The organism is Mesorhizobium sp. M7A.F.Ca.US.011.01.1.1, from assembly GCF_003998295.1.
Taxonomy (GTDB): Bacteria; Pseudomonadota; Alphaproteobacteria; order Rhizobiales; family Rhizobiaceae; genus Mesorhizobium.
Genome location: NZ_RZRT01000087.1, coordinates 1 through 17,298 on the forward strand (window position 1 = coordinate 1; position 17,298 = coordinate 17,298).

General features: G+C 63.8%; 18 protein-coding genes. 5 read left to right on the forward strand and 13 right to left on the reverse strand.

Annotated features, from left to right (window positions below; all coding sequences use genetic code 11):
• Positions 1-327 precede the first annotated feature (327 nt).
• The 3 genes from EOA13_RS34490 to EOA13_RS34505 all read right to left on the reverse strand — a co-directional run bounded on the left by EOA13_RS34490 (position 328) and on the right by EOA13_RS34505 (position 3,062).
• Complete coding sequence (locus EOA13_RS34490; RefSeq protein WP_127297691.1) at positions 328-945, reverse strand: transglutaminase-like cysteine peptidase; 618 nt, start codon at positions 943-945, stop codon at positions 328-330.
• Positions 946-1,177: 232 nt separating this feature from the next.
• Positions 1,178-2,455, reverse strand: coding sequence for a polyhydroxyalkanoate depolymerase (locus EOA13_RS34500; RefSeq protein ID WP_127297692.1), 1,278 nt, complete (start codon positions 2,453-2,455; stop codon positions 1,178-1,180).
• A gap of 247 nt (positions 2,456-2,702) precedes the next feature.
• Positions 2,703-3,062, reverse strand: coding sequence for a septal ring lytic transglycosylase RlpA family protein (locus tag EOA13_RS34505; RefSeq protein ID WP_127297693.1), 360 nt, complete (start codon positions 3,060-3,062; stop codon positions 2,703-2,705).
• Positions 3,063-3,371: 309 nt separating this feature from the next.
• Between EOA13_RS34505 and EOA13_RS38155 the strand changes: the two genes are divergently transcribed.
• Positions 3,372-3,548 carry a hypothetical protein gene (locus EOA13_RS38155; protein ID WP_023813429.1) on the forward strand — a complete coding sequence of 59 codons (177 nt, stop codon included), beginning with the start codon at positions 3,372-3,374 and terminating at the stop codon, positions 3,546-3,548.
• Between the two features lie 203 nt (positions 3,549-3,751).
• Here the strand turns inward: EOA13_RS38155 and EOA13_RS34520 are convergent, their stop codons facing one another.
• The 10 genes from EOA13_RS34520 to tauA form a co-directional block, all read right to left on the reverse strand.
• The gene (locus EOA13_RS34520) at positions 3,752-4,543 is read right to left on the reverse strand and encodes an ATP-binding cassette domain-containing protein (protein WP_127297694.1); all 792 of its coding nucleotides are present in this window, start codon (positions 4,541-4,543) and stop codon (positions 3,752-3,754) included.
• A 10-nt stretch (positions 4,544-4,553) separates the two neighbouring features.
• Positions 4,554-5,330, reverse strand: coding sequence for an ABC transporter permease subunit (locus EOA13_RS34525; RefSeq protein ID WP_127297695.1), 777 nt, complete (start codon positions 5,328-5,330; stop codon positions 4,554-4,556).
• Positions 5,327-5,977 (reverse strand): LLM class flavin-dependent oxidoreductase, encoded by a 651-nt coding sequence (locus EOA13_RS39640; RefSeq protein ID WP_348629778.1) that lies wholly within the window; start codon positions 5,975-5,977, stop codon positions 5,327-5,329. The genes EOA13_RS34525 and EOA13_RS39640 overlap by 4 nt, the downstream gene beginning before the upstream one ends.
• Positions 5,887-6,471, reverse strand: coding sequence for an LLM class flavin-dependent oxidoreductase (locus EOA13_RS39645; RefSeq protein WP_348629777.1), 585 nt, complete (start codon positions 6,469-6,471; stop codon positions 5,887-5,889). The genes EOA13_RS39640 and EOA13_RS39645 overlap by 91 nt, the downstream gene beginning before the upstream one ends.
• A gap of 76 nt (positions 6,472-6,547) precedes the next feature.
• Positions 6,548-7,444: a sulfonate ABC transporter substrate-binding protein gene (locus EOA13_RS34535; RefSeq protein WP_245490570.1), complete on the reverse strand. Its 897-nt coding sequence runs from the start codon at positions 7,442-7,444 to the stop codon at positions 6,548-6,550.
• A 230-nt stretch (positions 7,445-7,674) separates the two neighbouring features.
• Positions 7,675-8,061 (reverse strand): GIY-YIG nuclease family protein, encoded by a 387-nt coding sequence (locus tag EOA13_RS34540; protein ID WP_127297706.1) that lies wholly within the window; start codon positions 8,059-8,061, stop codon positions 7,675-7,677.
• Between the two features lie 181 nt (positions 8,062-8,242).
• The gene (locus tag EOA13_RS34545) at positions 8,243-8,428 is read right to left on the reverse strand and encodes a hypothetical protein (RefSeq protein ID WP_013528709.1); all 186 of its coding nucleotides are present in this window, start codon (positions 8,426-8,428) and stop codon (positions 8,243-8,245) included.
• A 29-nt stretch (positions 8,429-8,457) separates the two neighbouring features.
• Positions 8,458-9,318, reverse strand: a complete 861-nt coding sequence (locus EOA13_RS34550; RefSeq protein ID WP_127297697.1) for an ABC transporter permease subunit — start codon at positions 9,316-9,318, stop codon at positions 8,458-8,460.
• Entirely contained in the window at positions 9,315-10,106 is a 792-nt protein-coding gene (locus EOA13_RS34555; protein ID WP_127297698.1) for a taurine ABC transporter ATP-binding protein, read from the reverse strand. The genes EOA13_RS34550 and EOA13_RS34555 overlap by 4 nt, the downstream gene beginning before the upstream one ends.
• 161 nt (positions 10,107-10,267) lie before the next feature.
• Positions 10,268-11,281: a taurine ABC transporter substrate-binding protein gene (gene tauA / locus EOA13_RS34560; protein ID WP_127297699.1), complete on the reverse strand. Its 1,014-nt coding sequence runs from the start codon at positions 11,279-11,281 to the stop codon at positions 10,268-10,270.
• Between the two features lie 909 nt (positions 11,282-12,190).
• Between tauA and EOA13_RS34570 the strand changes: the two genes are divergently transcribed.
• The 4 genes from EOA13_RS34570 (at position 12,191) to EOA13_RS34585 (ending at position 17,093) form a co-directional block, all read left to right on the forward strand.
• Complete coding sequence (locus EOA13_RS34570; protein ID WP_127297701.1) at positions 12,191-12,694, forward strand: Rrf2 family transcriptional regulator; 504 nt, start codon at positions 12,191-12,193, stop codon at positions 12,692-12,694.
• A 31-nt stretch (positions 12,695-12,725) separates the two neighbouring features.
• The gene (locus tag EOA13_RS34575) at positions 12,726-14,060 is read left to right on the forward strand and encodes an FAD/NAD(P)-binding protein (protein WP_127297702.1); all 1,335 of its coding nucleotides are present in this window, start codon (positions 12,726-12,728) and stop codon (positions 14,058-14,060) included.
• 418 nt (positions 14,061-14,478) lie between these two features.
• Complete coding sequence (locus EOA13_RS34580) at positions 14,479-15,900, forward strand: pyridoxal-phosphate dependent enzyme (protein WP_127297703.1); 1,422 nt, start codon at positions 14,479-14,481, stop codon at positions 15,898-15,900.
• The gene (locus EOA13_RS34585) at positions 15,897-17,093 is read left to right on the forward strand and encodes a PLP-dependent aspartate aminotransferase family protein (RefSeq protein WP_127297704.1); all 1,197 of its coding nucleotides are present in this window, start codon (positions 15,897-15,899) and stop codon (positions 17,091-17,093) included. Before EOA13_RS34580 ends, EOA13_RS34585 begins: the two co-directional genes overlap by 4 nt.
• Positions 17,094-17,298: the final 205 nt, after the last annotated feature.

Here is a 17,298-nt window from a genome sequence, read left to right on the forward strand (position 1 = left end):
GCGCCATCGCAGCTCGCTCAGCGTCAAAGAAGAAGGCTATCATCGCCGTCGCAAGGAAGCTCCTCGTCGTCCTAAACGCCATCATCCGTGATAAAAAAGCTTTCGCATGAACACAGTTGCCATGCCGCGAGTTACGAGCGTCGCGGCGGCGCGGAACCTTGCTCATAGAGGTGGTTGGGAAGGATCGCTACGGAACAGAGCCTTTATTCTACGCGGCTTTGTTCTTCATCGGCCTCACGGCATGGATCCTAGGGTCTGCGCCGCGTCGCTTCGCTCCTTGCTTCGCCCTAGGATGACGAAGCGGGGAGGCTGCGTCACGACTGTCGGCTACTGCACCGCGCCGACCAGAACCTGCTGGCCACCGCGGATCGAGACCCAGCGGCCGGTGTTGTCGATCGCCTGCCGCTTGAGGAAGCGGTAACCGGTCGCGTCCCATGGTTTGACCTTGTCGGTCAGATTGTCGAGCACATAGTCGCCCGCGTCGGTGCGCACCGTCAGCACGGCGTGACCCTCGCCGTCGGGCTTGCGCACGACGGTGATCAGAAGATCGGCAAGCGAGATGCTCATGCGCGAAAGCTGGCGCCGCTTTTCCAGCACATAGTCCTCGCAATCGCCGACGCCCTTGTCGGGATAGGCCCAGACCTCGTCCTTGCCGTAGATATCCATGTCGCTCATCGGCTTGACGGCGGCGTTGACCCTGGCGGTGACATTGAGAAGCTTGCGCATTAGCCCGTCGGTCATCGTGGCCGGCGCCAGATTGGTCGGGCGGATCGAGCATTCGCCCGGATGCAGCTTGCAGAAATCATAGTGGCCGATCGGCTGCGAGGTGAGCCCCCCGGTCGCCATCGCTCCACCCGCCAAAGCCGGTGCCACCCAGCCTGCAGTCATTGCCAGCCCGGCCGCCACATACACGCGCAGCCGTCGCGCCATTGATGAGGAAATCATTGTCCCCGCTCACCCTTTGTTATTAACGAAAGGTTAAGGGGGATTTACAGTCCGTGTCAATTACGACGACGGTCGGATTGTCGGCATGGTTACCCGAGGGGCTGGACAGCGACACTTGTGCAACAGAATCGGCCAGCCAGCCGGCTTCACCGGTCAATCTCACGGTTTGTCGCCGTTAAGCTTGGCTCTATGCAGGTCATCGTCAAAAAATCCGCAATTTGGGCGACTTGCATTATTTCTTGGCGGCGCGGACCAGCTTCGGTTTCACCGCGACACGCTCCTGGCGACCATAGCTGGTGATGAAGTCGACGATGCGCGGCACGATTTCGGAACGGAAGCGCGAACCGTTGAACACGCCGTAATGGCCAACCGCCGGCTGCATGTAGTGGGCATGCCTGTCTGCCGGGATGTTGGGGCACAGATCATGCGCCGCCTTGGTCTGGCCAAGGCCCGATATGTCGTCGTTTTCGCCCTCGACCGTGAACAGCGCGACGTTGCGGATCGCCGACGGCTCGATCCTGGTGCCGCGATGCGTCATCTCGCCCTTGGGCAAGGCCTGGCGCACGAAGACCGTGTCGACGGTCTGCAGGTAGAATTCCGCCGTCAGGTCCATGACGGCAAGATACTCGTCGTAGAAATCCCGGTGCTTCTCGGCATTGTCGCCATCATGCTTCACCAGATGCATGAAGAAGTCCTTGTGGGCGATGATGTGGCGGTCGAGGTTCATGCTCATGAAGCCGGACAGCTGCAGGAAGCCTGGATAGACCTCGCGGCCGAAGCCCGGCACCGGCCAGGGCGCATGCATCACGACATTGTCGCGGAACCAGTCGATGCCCTTTTCCTGCGCCAGCAGATTGACCGCGGTCGGGTTGCTGCGGGTGTCGATCGGGCCGCCCATCAAGGTCATGGTCGAGGGCACGAAGGGGTCGCCCTTCGTTTCCATCAGCGCCACGGCGGCCAGCACCGGCACCGAAGGCTGGCACACCGCCATCACATGCGTGTCCGGCCCCAGCGTGTGCAGCATGTCGATGACGTAGTCGATGTAGTCGTCGAGATCGAATTGGCCGTCGGCAAGCGGCACCATGCGGGCATCGACCCAGTCGGTGATGTGCACGTCGGCATAGGGCAGCATGGCTTCGACCGTGCCGCGCAGCAGCGTCGCATAGTGGCCCGACATCGGCGCCACGATCAGAAGCTTCGGATCGGGCTTGCGTCCGGCGGGGACAGTGCGCTCGAAGCGGACGAGATTGCAGAACGGCTTCGACCAGACGGTCTTTTCAGTGACCTCGACGCTCTTCCAGTCGACCACGGTCTTGGTCAGGCCGAAGGCCGGCTTGCCGTAGCGGCGCGTGGTGCGCTCGAACAGTTCGGCCGTCGCCGCGATCGAACGGCCCCATTGCGTGTGGGAAAACGGATTGAGCGGATTGGAGTAAAACATCCGCACCGCGTCGGCATAGAGGCGCGCCGGCTGCAGGGCCGCGTGGTTCATCTCATAGAGCTGGTAGAACATCGAGAACCCCGCTGCTGCCTGCGACCGAAGGGACGGCGAGCCGCGCCGAGCCCTAGATGTCTCGCGGGGAAGTTAACAACTAATTGCTGCGATGCAATACGTCACGCGGCGTGACCATTGCTTCTTTGGTTCAAGGCCATGGAAATCGGGGCCGAACGGTGCCAGCCGGCTCAGTGTGCGACTGCGAAATGTGTAAGCCGAAATGTGTAGGCAATGTGTCCGGCTCTCTTGCCGGACACAGGAAGCTCTAGACGCGTGCCATGCACACGGACGTGTGGCCGGAGCCGATGAAGCCGAGCTGGCCGGCCGCACCTTTCGACAGGTCGAGCACGCGCCCCTTGATGAACGGACCGCGATCGTTGATGCGCACGACGACGCTGCGGCCGTTGTTCTTGTTGGTCACTCGGAGCTTGGTGCCGAAAGGCAAGGTTCGGTGGGCAGCGGTCAGCGCCGAAGGGTTCATGCGCTCGCCCGATGCGGTCTTGGAGTGCAGGGCATACCACGAGGCGCGGCCGCACTGGCTGGCCGCGGTTGCCGAAGAAGCGCCGACCATCAGGCCAGCAGCGATCGTTACCGCGACAAGCGCGGTCTGTTTTGGGTTCTTCATATTTGGGGGATGGCTCCGTTTTTGACAGACCCCAGCCGTTAGGTGCCAAATAAGGCGCGAAATGCGGCAGTCATCTGGCGGTTCCGTGGCGAGATCACACGTTTGGAGTCGCTGGGTAACAGTCTGTTAGGGATTTTCTGGCGGGCGATGATCAGTTGATCATGATCTTCGAGCCGATATCCTGGATTTGTTTGATAAGAACGAGCATTAATATCCAAGTAGAAGTGAGCGCGATCGGGTCCCTTCCTTTCGCTCTTTCATCGTGGCCGCAACCCCGCAACCGATCGACTTTGAAAGCGAGATCCGTCAATGAGACTGACCAAAAATCTGCTGGCGTTGATTGTGCTTGCCGTCGGCGCGCTGTGGTCGCTGCAAGGCATCGGCGTTGTCGGCGGCAGCTTCATGACCGGCCAGTCGCAATGGCTGTATATCGGCGTCGTCACCATGCTGGTCGGGCTGGTGGGATTGGTGTGGGCGAACCGGTAGGGGGTGAGCTTCGAAGAAAGGTCGACCCCCACTCCGTCGAGCTTCGCTCGCCACCTCTCCCCCGATCGACGGGGGAGAGGAAAGGCGCGAGCTTGCCGACCCAGGCCCCTTTCCTCTCCCTCCGGAGGGGGGAGAGGTGGCGCTGCGGAGCAGCGACGGAGTGGGGGAAGCCGCTCACCAATTGCGCCGCCGCCCCCGACAGCCTACCCGAACAGCCGGTCCAGAATCTTGCCCTCCAGCCGGGCCAACTCGACCGAACCGCCCCGGCGCGGCCGTTCCACGGGCACATCCAGATCAAGCGCGATCCGGCTTTCGCTGATCACCACGACCCGGTCGGCCAGCGCGACGGCTTCGGCGACATCATGCGTGACCAGCACGGCCGTGAACTTCTGCGCGATCCAGATGCGTTCCAGAAGCTGCTGCATCTCGATGCGGGTCAGGGCGTCGAGTGCGCCGAGCGGCTCGTCGAGAGCCAGGATCTGCGGGTGGCCGACCAGCGCGCGGGCCAGCGCCACGCGCTGCTTCTGACCTCCGGACAGCACCGAAGGCCATTCGTCGGCCCGATCGGCAAGCCCGACCTCGCCGAGAATGTCGAGCGCGCGTTGCCTTGCCTCCGCGCCGGAAGCAATCCCGGTCAGCCCGACCTCGACGTTTTTTACCACGCTGGCCCAGGGCAGGAGCCGTGGCTCCTGGAACATGAAGCGCGTGCGGCTGTGTCCTTCCTCTTCGACGCCGAATGTCAGCGATCCCGATGTCGGCCGGTCGAGCCCGGCCAGAAGCCGCAAAAGCGTGCTCTTGCCGCAGCCGCTCTTGCCGATGACGGCAAGGAACTGTCCGGCCGGCACGTCCAGGTCGATGCCGTCCAGCACGGTCTTGTCGCCGAAGCGCTTGCCGGCTTGCCTGAAGGCAAAGGCCCGCTGCCCTTCGACGGAGCCGATCGGCCGCACCGGCGTGGCGACGAAGGAACGGGCTGCGGTCAGGCTGGCGGCGGTCATGGGCAATCTCTCATCCGTTCTGGAAGGCCGGATGCCAGCCGAGCGACAGCCGCTCGAGCAGGCGGGCGAGGCTGTCGGCGAGCTTGCCGAGCAGCGCGTAGATCAGGATCGACAGCACGACGACGTCGATCAGCAGGAATTCGCGCGCCTGCATGGCCATGTAGCCGAGGCCGGAGCTGGCCGAGATGGTTTCGGCGACGATCAGCGTCAGCCACATGATGCCCAGGGCATAGCGCAGGCCGACGAAGATCGCCGGCAGCGCGCCGGGCAGGATGACGCGGAAGAACAGGGCGCGTCGGTCCATGCCGTAGACGCGGCCCATCTCGACCAGCTGCGGGTCGACGCTCTGGATGCCGAGCAGCGTGTTGACGTAGATCGGAAAGAACACGCCGAGCGCCACCAGGAACAGTTTGGCTTCCTCGTCGATGCCGAACCACAAGATGACCAGCGGGATCAGCGCCAGATGCGGAATGTTGCGGATCATCTGCAGCGTCGTGTCGGTCAGGCCGCGGCTGAGCGTCGACAGCCCGTTGGCAAGGCCAAGCGCAAAGCCGATCGAGCCGCCAATGACGAAGCCGGCAAGGGCGCGCGCGGTCGAGACCCCGATGTTGCGGATCAGTTCGCCTGACAGCGTAAGCCGCCAGAAGGCTTCGGCGACCGCGCTCGGCGCCGGCAGCACGTTGGCGGGCATGACGCCCGCGCGGCTGGCAATCTCCCAGCCAGCAATGATCAGCGCCGGCAGCAGCCAGCCGATGGCATTGCTATGCAGGCGCGTGGAAAAGCTCATGACGAAGCCTGCAGGCGGTTGGCGCCATGGAAGCCGACCGAGAATTCGTTGGCGATGTTCTCATGCGCCCGCTGCCGCCTGGTGCCGAGCCCGAGTTTCGGGAACAGCAGCTCGGCGACGCGGTAGGCCTCCTCGAGATGCGGATAACCCGAGCCGATGATGGTATCGATGCCGATCGCCTGGTATTCCCGGATGCGCTCGGTGATCTGTTCCGGCGTGCCGACCAGCGCCGTGCCGGCGCCGCCGCGCACCAGCCCGACACCGGCCCACAGATTGGGCGAGACGACCAGCCTGTCACGGCGTCCGCCATGCAATTGCGCCATACGGCGCTGGCCGACCGAATCCATCTGGTTGAGGAAGCGCGCCTGCGCATTTTCGATCTGGGCGTCGGTGACATGGCTGATCAGCCGGTCGGCGGCGCGCCAGGCTTCGTCCTCGGTCTCACGGACGATGAAATGCAGCCTGATGCCGAAACGCAGTTTTCTGCCGCGCAGTGCCGCTTTTGCGCGCGCCGCGGCCAGCTTCTCGGCAACCTGCGCCGGCGGCTCGCCCCAGGTCAGATACATGTCGACGACCCGCCGAAATAGAGCGGCGGCCGCTCCTGGTGCGGCAGAAGGTCGAGGCGGCCACTCTCGACGCGGTAATATTTGCCGTCGAAATTGACCCGCTCGCCCGACACCAGGCCGCGCCAGATGGTCAGGAACTCATGCGCCTGGGCATAGCGCTCGTCATGCGGCAGGAAGACGCCGTCGCTGGCGAGCTCGGTCGGGTTGCCGCCGACCACGACATTGAGCAGCAGGCGGCCATTGCTCAGCCGATCGAGGGCGGCGGTCTGGCGCGCGGCGAAAGTCGGCAGCGTGACGCCCGGCCGCAGCGCAACGAGAAACTTCAGCTTTTCGGTCAACGTCGCGAGACCTGTCGCGGTGATCCAGGAATCCTCGCAGTTCTGACCCGTGGGCAGCAGCACGCCGGGAAAGCCGAGCCGGTCGACCGCTTGCGCGATCTCCTTGAAGTAACCGAATTCAGGCGGCCGCTGCTGCTCCTCGGGGCCGAGATAGGAGCCATCGCCATGCGTCGGGATGAACCAGAAGAAATCGAGCGGTGCGGTGCTGGCAGGCGCGGTCATGTCTGGCACAGTCACGGGCGGATCTCCTGGAGATATGGGTGCAAACGCAAATGGCGCCGGGCGTTCTCACCCGGCGCCGTCAGGGGACAAGTTAGTTGCCGGGTGCTGTCCACACCGCGTCGGAGATGCGGACCGCTTTCGGGATCAGCCCGAGCTTATAGAAGCGGTCGGCGGTGGCCTGCTGGCCGGCGATGATCTCGTCGGTGATCGGAAAGATGCCGAACTTGGTGCGGTTGGCGGCGATGATCTGCGCGTCGAGCGGCACGCCGGTCACCTCATGCAGCGCCGCGGCCACCTCGTCGCGGTTCTGGTCGGCCCATTTCGCCGCCTCGCCAAGGGCCGATATCGTCGTGGTGATGGTTTCGGGGTGCGCCTTAGCGAAATCCTTGTTGGCGAGGAAGTAGGTGTTGACCTTGAGCACCTCGCTGGAGCGGGCCAGCACACGCGGCTGGTAGCGGGTTTCGGCGATGGCGAAGAACGGATCCCAAACGCTCCAGGCATCGATCTGGTCGCTGGCGAAAGCTGCGGCTGCATCCGCGGGGCTGAGATAGACCGGCGTGATCTGGTCGAACGGAATACCGGCCTTTTCCAGTGCGGCGACAAGCAGATTATGCGCGCTGGTGCCCTTCCCGACACCGACGCGCTTGCCCTTGAGATCGGCGACCGACTGAATCGGCGACGCCGGCTTGACGAAGATCGCCTCGCCGTCGCTGTTCGACGGCAGCGCCGCCGCATAGACGATGTTAGCGCCGGCCGACTGGCCGAAGATCGGCGGTGCGTCGCCGGTCCAGCCGACATTGATGGCGCCGACATTGAGCGCCTCGACCAGCGGCGGCCCGGCGGTGAACTCGACCCATTTGACCGCCACGCCCTTGTCTTCAAGTGCCTTTTCGATCACCTGCTGCTGCCTGGCGATCACCGGCAGGCCGGTCTTCTGATAGCCGATGCTGAGCTGCTTCAGCTCCTGCGCCGCGGCGCCGGACGACACGGCGACCGTCGCCGCCAGCGGCCGATGCCGAAAACACGTCTCGTCAGATTGAAAGGCTTGGTCAGATTGAACATTGATCCCTCTCCTTCGCTGCGGATCGGCGCCGGGAAATGGCCTCGCCGGTTGGAAGATGGATCAGGCTAGGTAGTTCTATAAATTTAGTAGAGGAATAATTTTGCGAGATGGACTTGAAGAGCGGATTTGTTTTCTGCGAGCAGCCCCAGCTTTCGTCATCCTAGGGCGAAGCAAGGAGCGAAGCGACGCGGCGCAGACCCTGGGATACATGCCGTGACGGTGATGCTATGCTCCGGCGGTGCAAGGAACCGAGCGCCTATCAGCCGGTTCCACGAAAGCTCGAACCACTCCGGATTGGCCCTCTCGATCAGCTCGATCTTCCATTGTCGTGGCCAGCGCTTCAGTGATTTCTCACGTTGGATGGCGTCGGTAATGTCGAAATACTCTTCGTACCAGACAAGGCGTTGCACGCCGTAGCGACTGGTAAAGCCTGAGCCTTGGCCGGACTTGTGCTCGGGTACGCGGCGGCCGAGGTCGTTGGTGACGCCGATGTAGATCGTACCGCGCTTCTGACTCGCGGTCATGTAAGCATAGCCGGTCATGGTTGAAGGGTAGCCCGCGTGAGTTGGCGTGCAAAGCGACATTTCTGATCCGCCGCATTCTACGACCACCGTCACGGCATGGATCCTAGGGTCTGCACCGCGTCGCTTCGCTCCTTGCTTCGCCCTAGGATGACGAAGCTTAAGTTAAGCCGTCTTCGTGACACAAGTCGTGCCCACGCCCTCACTGCGACCAATACTGCCAGGCCCAGTAAAAACTCTCGTCGCGTGGCGGCAGGCGGTCGCGCTCGGCGTCCCAGCGGACCGGCGTTGGCGATTTCGGTTGCTGTTCTAGCGGCTGGCTTTCCCTGGTCCAGGCGAGAAGCCAGTTACCGGCTTGGGCGAACAGCACGGCGGTGGAATGGGTCATCGTCATTCTCCTGCTCCTCTGGGCTTCGATCATTCGCGTCCCGCCCACGGGACGAGCACGCGCTCGATCCTGCGGATGGTGAATTCGAGCACGAAGGCGATGGCCGCGATCACCAATATGCCCATCACCACCACGTCGGTGACGAGGAACTGGGCGGCCGACTGGATCATGAAGCCAAGCCCGCGTGTCGCCGCCACCAGTTCGGCGGCGACCAGCGTCGACCAGCCGGCGCCGAGCGCGATGCGCAGTCCGGTCAGGATCGACGGCAGCGCGCTGGGCAGAATGACGTGGCGGACCACCTGGCGCTGGGTAGCACCCAGCGAGCGCGCCGCGTTGATGCGCTCCTGCGAGACGCCGCGAACGCCGGACGCGGTCGACAGCGCCACCGGCGCCAGCATGGCGGTGGCGATCACCAGGATCTTCGACGGCTCGCCGATGCCGAACCAGATGATGACCAGCGGCAGGTAGGCGAGCGGCGGGATCGGCCGCAGGAATTCCAGCAGCGGATCGAAGATGCCGCGTCCGATCGTGCTGATGCCGATGGCGAGCCCAACCGGCACGCCGATGAGGATGGCGGCGACCAGCGCGGCGAATACCCGCCACAGGCTGGCGACGGCATGCTGCAGCAGCGTCGCATCGACGAAGCCGTCACGGGCGACGGTGATGAACTTGTTCCACACGGCGGCAGGCGATGGCAGAAACACTGGCGACACCAGTTGCAGGCGGGCCGACAGCGCCCACAGCGCCAGCACCACCAGGATGGTGACAGCGCTGACCGCGCGGGCCGAAACGCCTTTACGCTTGGGGCTGGGTCGCGACCATGGCACCGACAGGCCGTCGGCCTCGTCGATCTTGTGTCCCGGTCGCTCCGTGTAGGAAGTAACGGTCATGCCGCCTCTCCTTCGAAGATCGCGTCGGTCAAGTCCGCGCGGGCTTCGGAAAAAATCGGGTCGGCCTTGATGGTGCGGATGGCCTCGCCCGATGCGTAGCGCCTGGAGAAGCCGGGCTCGAAACTCCGCACCACACGGCCTGGGCCGGGTGCCAGCACGACGATGCGGGTGGCCAGCACCAGCGCCTCCTCGATGCCGTGCGTTACCATCAGCACGCCGACATCGCTTGCCGTCCATAGATCGAGCAGCGTCGTCTGCATGCGCTCGCGCGTCAGCGCATCGAGAGCGCCGAGCGGTTCGTCGAGCAGCAGGAATTCGGGTTCGGCGGCGAGCGCCCGGGCCAGGCCGACGCGCTGGCGCATGCCGCCGGAAAGCTCCCAGATGCGCTTGTCGCCGGCGTCGGTGAGCTTCACCAGCGCCAGCAACTCATCTGCGCGCTGGGCCCGCTCGGCTGGCCTGACACCGCGCAGCCTGAGCGCGAAGGCAACGTTTTCGCGCGCGGTCAGCCATGGGAACAAAGCATCGTTCTGGAACACCACCGCCCGGTCCGACCCCGGCGCGGTGATCGGCTTGCCGTTGATGGAAGCCGTACCTCGCGCCGGCGCGACAAGACCGGCGGCGACGTTGAGCAGCGAGGTCTTGCCGCAACCGGAACGGCCCACCAGCACGACGAAATCGCCCTTGGCAACATCGATCGACACCCGTTCGACGGCAGGCTCCGCCTGGCCGTCATAATGGATCGAGACCTTGTCCAGTACGAGATGGGGGTCCAGTACAAGATGCGGCATGGATGCCTCGCGATTCGTTGAATCCGACTGCCCCGGCCCTCGTCAGCGGTTCCGGGGCAATCAGCACGCGGCGTCAGGGAAGAAGCGCGCGGGCCCGGGTTCAGAGCAATTCCAGGAAAAGTGTAATGCGGTTTTCCGTCCGGAATTGCGTTAAGCGGGTACTAGTTCGAGGCGAGCGCCTCTGTGACGTATTTCGCCGACACGTATTTCGAATAGTCGGGAAGCACGGCGTCGATCTTGCCTTGCTCCTTGAGGAAGGTGGACGTCGCTTCCACCGCCTTGACCGTGCCGCCGCCGAGGAATTTGTCGGAGGCCTGTTCTTCGAGCGTCGGGAAGACATAGCCCTTGAGCAGCTGCGGCACTTCTTCCAGCTTGGCGCCGGTGATCTTGGCGATCGCGGCCGCCTGCGGCGACGACACCGACCAGGCGTCGGGCTTGGCGAGGAACTCGGCATAGGCGGCGCCCGTCACCTTGACGAAGTCGCGCACTGCCTCAGGGTTCTTTTCGGCGAAGTCGGTGCGCACGATCCAGGCGTCGAAGGTCGGCGCGCCCCAGGCGGCGACCTGCGAGGAATCCAGCACCACCTTGCCGGTCGTCTTGATCTGGCCGAGCGCCGGATCCCAGACATAGGCCGCGTCGATATCGCCGCGGGAAAAGGCCGCCGCGATTTCCGGTGGCCGCAGATTGAGGATCTCGACCGACTTCGGATCGACGCCCTCGTGCTTCAGTGCGGCGAGCAGGCTGTAATGCGTCGTCGAGACGAAGGGCACGGCGACCTTCTTGCCGGCGAGGTCGGCGACCTCAGCGATGCCGGCGCCGTTGCGGGCAACCAGCGCTTCGGATTCGCCGATCAGGCCGACGATGAAGATGGTCTGGATCGGCAACTCGCGGCTCGCCGCCGCCGCCAGCGGGCTCGAGCCGACATAGCCGATATCGACCGAACCGGAAGCGACCGCGGCGATGACATCGGCGCCGGAATCGAATTTGCGCCAGTCGATGGCGGCCTTCGTCGCCTTTTCATAGGCGCCGTCGGCCTGCGGCACTTTCGAAGGCTCGACTACCGTTTGATAGCCGATGGTGATCTTCAGGTCGTCGGCAAGGGCCGGACCGAGGAAGGCGGCACCGGCCAGTGCCGCCGACGAGAGCAGAATAATGCGTCGCGAAATGGTGGACATGAAGGGCTCCTGAAAAGAGAAAAACCGGAATGCCTTATGATAGTCAGCTAATTCTATCGCTCTTGTAGAGTTAAATCGTTCCAACCAAGGCGGGGTTGTTAGAAAAAAGCTGTCGGTGGTGGGTGGCGAAGCGGATGTGGCGGCTGCGAGCGATCTACTGGCTTGATCCAAGCCGTGACGTTGGGGGCTCGGCTACTGTCCGAAGTCTTCCGATGTCGGCGGGACAGCACCCCCCTCTGGCCTGCCGGCCATCTCCCCCGCAAGGAGGGAGATCGCTGTCATCCCGGCTTTCGCCAATCGCCATCGTTGCAGGTGTTGAACCTACGGTGGATCTGCCAATCTCCCCCCTTGCGGGGGAGATGCCCGGCAGGGCAGAGGGGGGTGCTGTCCTGCCAGCGTCCGGCAAGGTTCTGCACGCACCAACGCTCGAAGGAATGGCATGACCTCGATCGCGAACAAGAATTCCCCCTTCAGGCCCGTGCCAGGCAAATCCATACCCAAACAGCTCTCGATTCGAAAACGCATTCCGCGTGCTCCAACGTAAGTATAGTATTATTATCGACATGAGAGAGTTGGAGTCGGCGATGAGCGGCCACCACATCACCATGATCGCTCGCGGCATGGATCGGCTTTCGCCGTCGCGTCAGTCGATGCCGACCACATCCGGCCCTGGAGGACCATTTTGCCATCCCACTGCTCTTCAAGGGCATTTTTGTGCTTTCGAGGGCACAAGGTCGGGCTAAAATGGCTACGGCAGCTTGAAAACGAAGCAAAATCAACAGTTCTCGGCTTGTACATCATGTCACTAGAATTTATGTGTCATGCGGGCTTGGACGCGGCGGCAACGCACGCCAGGCGTTTTGCAACCGATGGTTCCACGCCGTCGCATGACAGAGAAATTTTGATCTCATGCTCACGAAAAAGGGCAAGTACGGCCTCAAGGCGCTCGTCCACCTCGCGCGATTGCCGGCCGGGCAACTCGCCTTCGTCAACGACGTCGCCACCGGCAACAACATCCCGAAGAAATTTCTCGACGCCATCCTGGGCGAGTTGCGCAATGCCGGCTTCGTCCAGAGCCGCAAGGGCAAGGATGGCGGCTATCGCCTGGCGCGCCCCGCCGACGAGATCAAGGTCGGCCATGTCGTGCGCGTCCTCGACGGTCCGCTGGCGCCGATCCCCTGCGCAAGCCGCACCCAGTACCAGCGCTGTGAAGATTGCAACGAGGCGACATGCCAAGTCCGACATCTGATGCTCGAGGTCCGGCAGGCGATCGCCGAGGTGCTCGATCAGCGCAGCCTCGCGGAAATGCGCGATATCGTCCTCGACGACCTATCGGTCGCGAAGGGCATCGACGATCTGCCGGTTGCGAGGGACATCGGCGATCTGCCGGTCGCGGTGAAGGTCCAGGCCTGACACTGGCGCTGCGCAGAGCGAAGGCATGCCTATGACCGGGCGTGCCAACTCCATCATCATTGTCGGCGGCGGCGCCAGCGGCGTCGTGCTGGCCGCGCATCTCCTGAAGTCGCCCAATCCCGACCTGCGCGTCACGCTGATCGAAAGGCGCCCGCATTTCGGCCAGGGCATCGCCTATTCGACGCTGCTCTCGGCGCATGTCTTGAATGTCAGCGCCGCCGGCATGAGCGCCTATGCCGACGATCCCGGCAATTTCTGGCGCTGGCTGCAGGAGCGCGGCCTGGCAACGGCCGAGCAGGCGCCCTTCTATGCGCCGCGCAGCATCTATGCCCGTTACCTCGGCGAATTGCTCGACGAGCTGCAGGCGCGCGAAAAGCAGACCGGGCGGCTTCGGCTGATCCGCGAGGAAAGCCTCTCGATCACGCCCACCGCATCCGGTGTCGAAGTGGCGCTGGCCAACGGCACTAGCGTCGTTGCGCATCTCGCCGTGCTGGCCACCGGCCACGACGAGGAGCCGGCGCAAGGCCATGCCGTCAGGATGGGGTCGGAAGCCGACACAGCACTTCCCCCCGACGCCGGCGTCATGGTGCTGGGCACCGGCCTCAGCATGGTCGATGCCTTCCTGGCGCTCGAGCAGCGCGGCCATCGCGGCGACATCATAGCTGTGTCGCGGCGCGGCCTGCTGCCCTCGCCGCATCGTAAGGGCAATCCGATCAAGCTCGACGTCGCCGACATTCCACTCGGCACGCAGCTCTCCTATTTCGTCGGCTGGTTCCGCGACCTGATCAAGGAAAACCAGAAGGCCGGCATCGACTGGCGCGACGTCGTCGACGGCCTGCGGCCGTTCAACCAGAAAATCTGGCAGAACTGGCCGGCTTCCGCCAAGCGCCGCTTCGTCGAGCACACCAAGGCCTGGTGGGACATCCACCGTCATCGCATGGCGCCCGAGGTCTACGCCCGCGTCACCGAAGCCGTGCGGTCCGGCCGCATCCGCCTGGTCGCCGGCCGCGTCGTCGACATCGCGCGCAACGGCGAATTCACCGTCCAGGTCCAGTCGCGCCACACGCAGCGCCTCGAGACCTTCGAGGTCGCCCGCATCTACGATTGCTCTGGCATCGTCAGGGACATCTCGACCTCGTCGAACAGCGTGGTGCGCTCGCTGGTCGACCGCGGCCTGGCACGGCCGGATCCGCTGCGCATCGGCCTCGATGTATCGGCCAGATGCGAGATCATCGCCGGCGACGGAACCGTCTCGGCCAAGATCCTCGCCGTCGGCCCGCTGACGCGCGGCACCTTCTTCGAGATCGACGCCATTCCGGATATCCGCGTGCAATGTGCCAGGCTGAGCAAGCAGCTTCTGGGGTAGAGACTCCACGCAAAGCCCCACGCCATCGTCATCCTAGGGCGGAGCAGGAGCGAAGCGACGTCGCGGAGACCCTAGGATCCATGCCGCGACCTGCGAGCTTTGCGTGGGTGAAAACCCATCATTGGGTAAGGGATGCTTCCAAATTATTTCTGCACCGCTGCATTCTTCGACCAATGTCGCGGCATGGATCCTAGGGTCTGCGCTCCGCTTCGCGTCGCTTCGCCCTAGGATGACGAACACGCGGAGGGATCGCCTGACTTCGAGGCGACGATGACCCGTGCCAACCAAACCCGGAATTTCATTCCGCATCTGGCCGGTTGATTGGCACGATCTATCTTCTTTCCGACTGCAAAGGGCTGGAAAAGAGGATACGCTGCCGCTCTGCCTCGAGGCGGTCGCTTGGTCATGGAGCATCGATATGAGCGAGCACGAGATCGCCGCAGCCGACGAATTGTCCCGCCTGCGTCCGCCCTATGCGTCGGTTCTCGACCTGATCGGCCAGACGCCGGTGGTCGAGCTGACCAAATTCGACACCGGCAAGTGCCGGCTGTTCATCAAGCTCGAAAGCCAGAACCCCGGCGGCTCGATCAAGGACCGCATCGCGCTGTCGATGATCGCCGCGGCTGAAAAGCAGGGCAGGCTCAGGCGCGGCGGCACCATCGTCGAGGCGACCGCCGGCAACACCGGGCTTGGCCTTGCCCAGGTCGGCATCCCAAAGGGCTATCGCATCGTGCTGGTGGTGCCCGACAAGATGTCGCGCGAAAAGATCCAGCATCTGCGCGCGCTCGGCGCCGAAGTGCGCATGACGCGGTCCGATGTCGGCAAGGGCCATGCCGAATATTACCAGGACATGGCCGAGAAGATCGCAGCGGAGACGCCCGGCGCCTTCTATGCCAACCAGTTCGCCAACCCAGCCAATCCGCTGGCGCATGAAACCACCACCGGCCCGGAGATATTTTCGCAGCTCGACGGTGACGTCGATGCCGTGGTGGTCGGTGTCGGCTCGGGCGGCACGCTGACCGGGCTCGGCCGTTACTTTGAAAAGGTGTCGCCGCAGACCGAAATGGTGCTGGCCGATCCGGTCGGCTCGGTGCTGGCGCCGCTGATCAAGACCGGCAAGATGGAAGAGGCCGGCAGCTGGACGGTGGAAGGCATCGGCGAGGATTTCGTGCCGCCCAATGCCGATCTGTCGCTGGTCAAGAAGGCCTATTCCATCCCCGACAAGCAGAGCATGCTGGCGGTGCGCGACCTCTTGTCGAAGGAAGGCATCCTGGCCGGCTCATCCTCAGGCACGCTGCTGTCCGCCGCCCTGCGCTATTGCCGCGAGCAGACGGTGCCGAAACGCGTCGTCACCTTCGTCTGCGACAGCGGCAACAAATATCTGTCGAAGGTGTTCGATGATTTCTGGCTGGCCGAGCAGGGTCTGGCCGAGCACGAGCAGCATGGCGATCTGCGCGATCTGGTGATGCGCTCGCACCGCACCGGCGACACCGTCTATGTCGGCCCGGACGAAAGCCTGCTCAACGCCTATGGCCGCATGCGCCGTTCCGATGTCTCGCAGCTGCCGGTGCTCGACAATGGCAAGCTCGTCGGCATCGTCGACGAAAGCGACATCCTGGCCAAGGTCGACGGCCCCTATGACGGTCGCTGGGAGCGCTTCAACGGCCCGGTGCGCACGGCCATGACCTCCAATCTGCACACGCTGCAGGCCAGCCAGACGCTGGATGCGCTGCTGCCGGTCTTCGACCGCAACGAGGTCGCCATCATCTTCGACGGCGAAGAGTTCGTCGGCCTGATTACCCGCATCGACCTGATCAACCATCTGAGGCGCGCACGATGACCAGCAATACTCCGCCAGCCGGCCCATCATCATCGGGCAAGAACCGTCTGGCTTTCTCGACGCGCACCATCCATGGCGGCCAGAGCCACGACCCGCTGACCGGCGCGGTGATGGTGCCGATCTACGCCACCTCGACCTTTGCCCAGCAGTCTCCCGGCGTGCACAAGGGCTTTGAATATGCCCGCAGCCAGAACCCGACGCGCTTTGCCTTCGAGCGCGCCGTGGCTGATCTCGAAAGCGGCTCGGCCGCCTTTGCCTTCGCGTCCGGCCTGGCGGCGATCGCCACCGTGCTGGAACTGCTCGATTCCGGCGCCCACATCGTCGCCACCGACGACATCTATGGCGGCTCGTTCCGGCTGATGGAGCGGGTGCGCAAACGCTCGGCCAATCTGCAGGTCTCGTTCGTCGACTTCACCGACCTCGCTGCCGTCGAGGCGGCGATCCGGCCCGAGACAAAAATGCTGTGGGTCGAGACGCCGACCAATCCGCTGCTGCGCATCGTCGACCTCGAAGGCGTTGCGGCACTCGCCAAGCGCAAGGGGATTCTGACGGTCGCCGACAACACGTTTTGCAGCCCCTATATCCAGCGGCCGCTGGAGCTCGGCATCGACATCGTCGTGCATTCGACGACCAAATATCTCAACGGCCATTCCGACATGGTCGGCGGCGTGGCGATAGTCGGCGACAACAAGGACCTCGCCGCCCAGCTGAAATTCCTGCAGAACGCCATCGGCGCCATTTCGGGTCCGTTCGACAGCTTTCTGGCGCTGCGCGGGCTGAAGACGCTGGCGCTGCGTATGGAGCGTCATTCCGCCAACGGCCTCAAGATCGCGCAGTGGCTGGAAGCGCGCCGCGACGTGCGCCGCGTCATCTATCCCGGCCTCGCCAGCCATCCGCAGCACGCCGTCGCCGTCCAGCAGATGCACGCCTTCGGCGGCATGATCACAGCCGTGCTCGACCGCGACCTTGCCGGCACCAAACGCTTCCTCGAACGCACGCAACTGTTCACGCTCGCCGAAAGCCTCGGCGGGGTGGAAAGCCTGATCGAGCATCCGGCGCTGATGACGCATGGGTCCATACCGGCCGAGAAACGGGCCGAGATCGGAATTTCGGATTCGCTGGTAAGGTTGTCGGCGGGGATCGAGGAAGGCGACGATCTGATCGCCGATCTGGATCAGGCGTTGGGGGGTTAGACCCTCAAATCGCCAAAATCGGCGCCGCCCCTCATTGCCCTGCCGGGCATTTCGATAGCGACGGGGAGAAGTGCCCGGTGTCCGAACCGTATAGATAGGTAACAGAATGGACCGATAGCATGGGTAACAGTTTTCTTGTCCGCCGGAGGACCGGCGATGGTTTGGCGAGAGACTGGCATCATGGACGAACGGCTTCGGTTTGTTG

Excerpts from the sequence above, each read along its gene's own strand:
- EOA13_RS34490 (WP_127297691.1), bottom strand. The coding sequence starts at position 945 with ATGATTTCCTCATCAATGGCGCGACGGCTGCGCGTGTATGTGGCGGCC.
- EOA13_RS34500 (WP_127297692.1), bottom strand. The coding sequence starts at position 2,455 with ATGTTCTACCAGCTCTATGAGATGAACCACGCGGCCCTGCAGCCGGCG.
- EOA13_RS34505 (WP_127297693.1), bottom strand. The coding sequence starts at position 3,062 with ATGAAGAACCCAAAACAGACCGCGCTTGTCGCGGTAACGATCGCTGCT.
- EOA13_RS38155 (WP_023813429.1), top strand. The coding sequence starts at position 3,372 with ATGAGACTGACCAAAAATCTGCTGGCGTTGATTGTGCTTGCCGTCGGC.
- EOA13_RS34520 (WP_127297694.1), bottom strand. The coding sequence starts at position 4,543 with ATGACCGCCGCCAGCCTGACCGCAGCCCGTTCCTTCGTCGCCACGCCG.
- EOA13_RS34525 (WP_127297695.1), bottom strand. The coding sequence starts at position 5,330 with ATGAGCTTTTCCACGCGCCTGCATAGCAATGCCATCGGCTGGCTGCTG.
- EOA13_RS34540 (WP_127297706.1), bottom strand. The coding sequence starts at position 8,061 with ATGACCGGCTATGCTTACATGACCGCGAGTCAGAAGCGCGGTACGATC.
- EOA13_RS34545 (WP_013528709.1), bottom strand. The coding sequence starts at position 8,428 with ATGACCCATTCCACCGCCGTGCTGTTCGCCCAAGCCGGTAACTGGCTT.
- EOA13_RS34550 (WP_127297697.1), bottom strand. The coding sequence starts at position 9,318 with ATGACCGTTACTTCCTACACGGAGCGACCGGGACACAAGATCGACGAG.
- EOA13_RS34555 (WP_127297698.1), bottom strand. The coding sequence starts at position 10,106 with ATGCCGCATCTTGTACTGGACCCCCATCTCGTACTGGACAAGGTCTCG.
- tauA (WP_127297699.1), bottom strand. The coding sequence starts at position 11,281 with ATGTCCACCATTTCGCGACGCATTATTCTGCTCTCGTCGGCGGCACTG.
- EOA13_RS34570 (WP_127297701.1), top strand. The coding sequence starts at position 12,191 with ATGCTCACGAAAAAGGGCAAGTACGGCCTCAAGGCGCTCGTCCACCTC.
- EOA13_RS34575 (WP_127297702.1), top strand. The coding sequence starts at position 12,726 with ATGACCGGGCGTGCCAACTCCATCATCATTGTCGGCGGCGGCGCCAGC.
- EOA13_RS34580 (WP_127297703.1), top strand. The coding sequence starts at position 14,479 with ATGAGCGAGCACGAGATCGCCGCAGCCGACGAATTGTCCCGCCTGCGT.
- EOA13_RS34585 (WP_127297704.1), top strand. The coding sequence starts at position 15,897 with ATGACCAGCAATACTCCGCCAGCCGGCCCATCATCATCGGGCAAGAAC.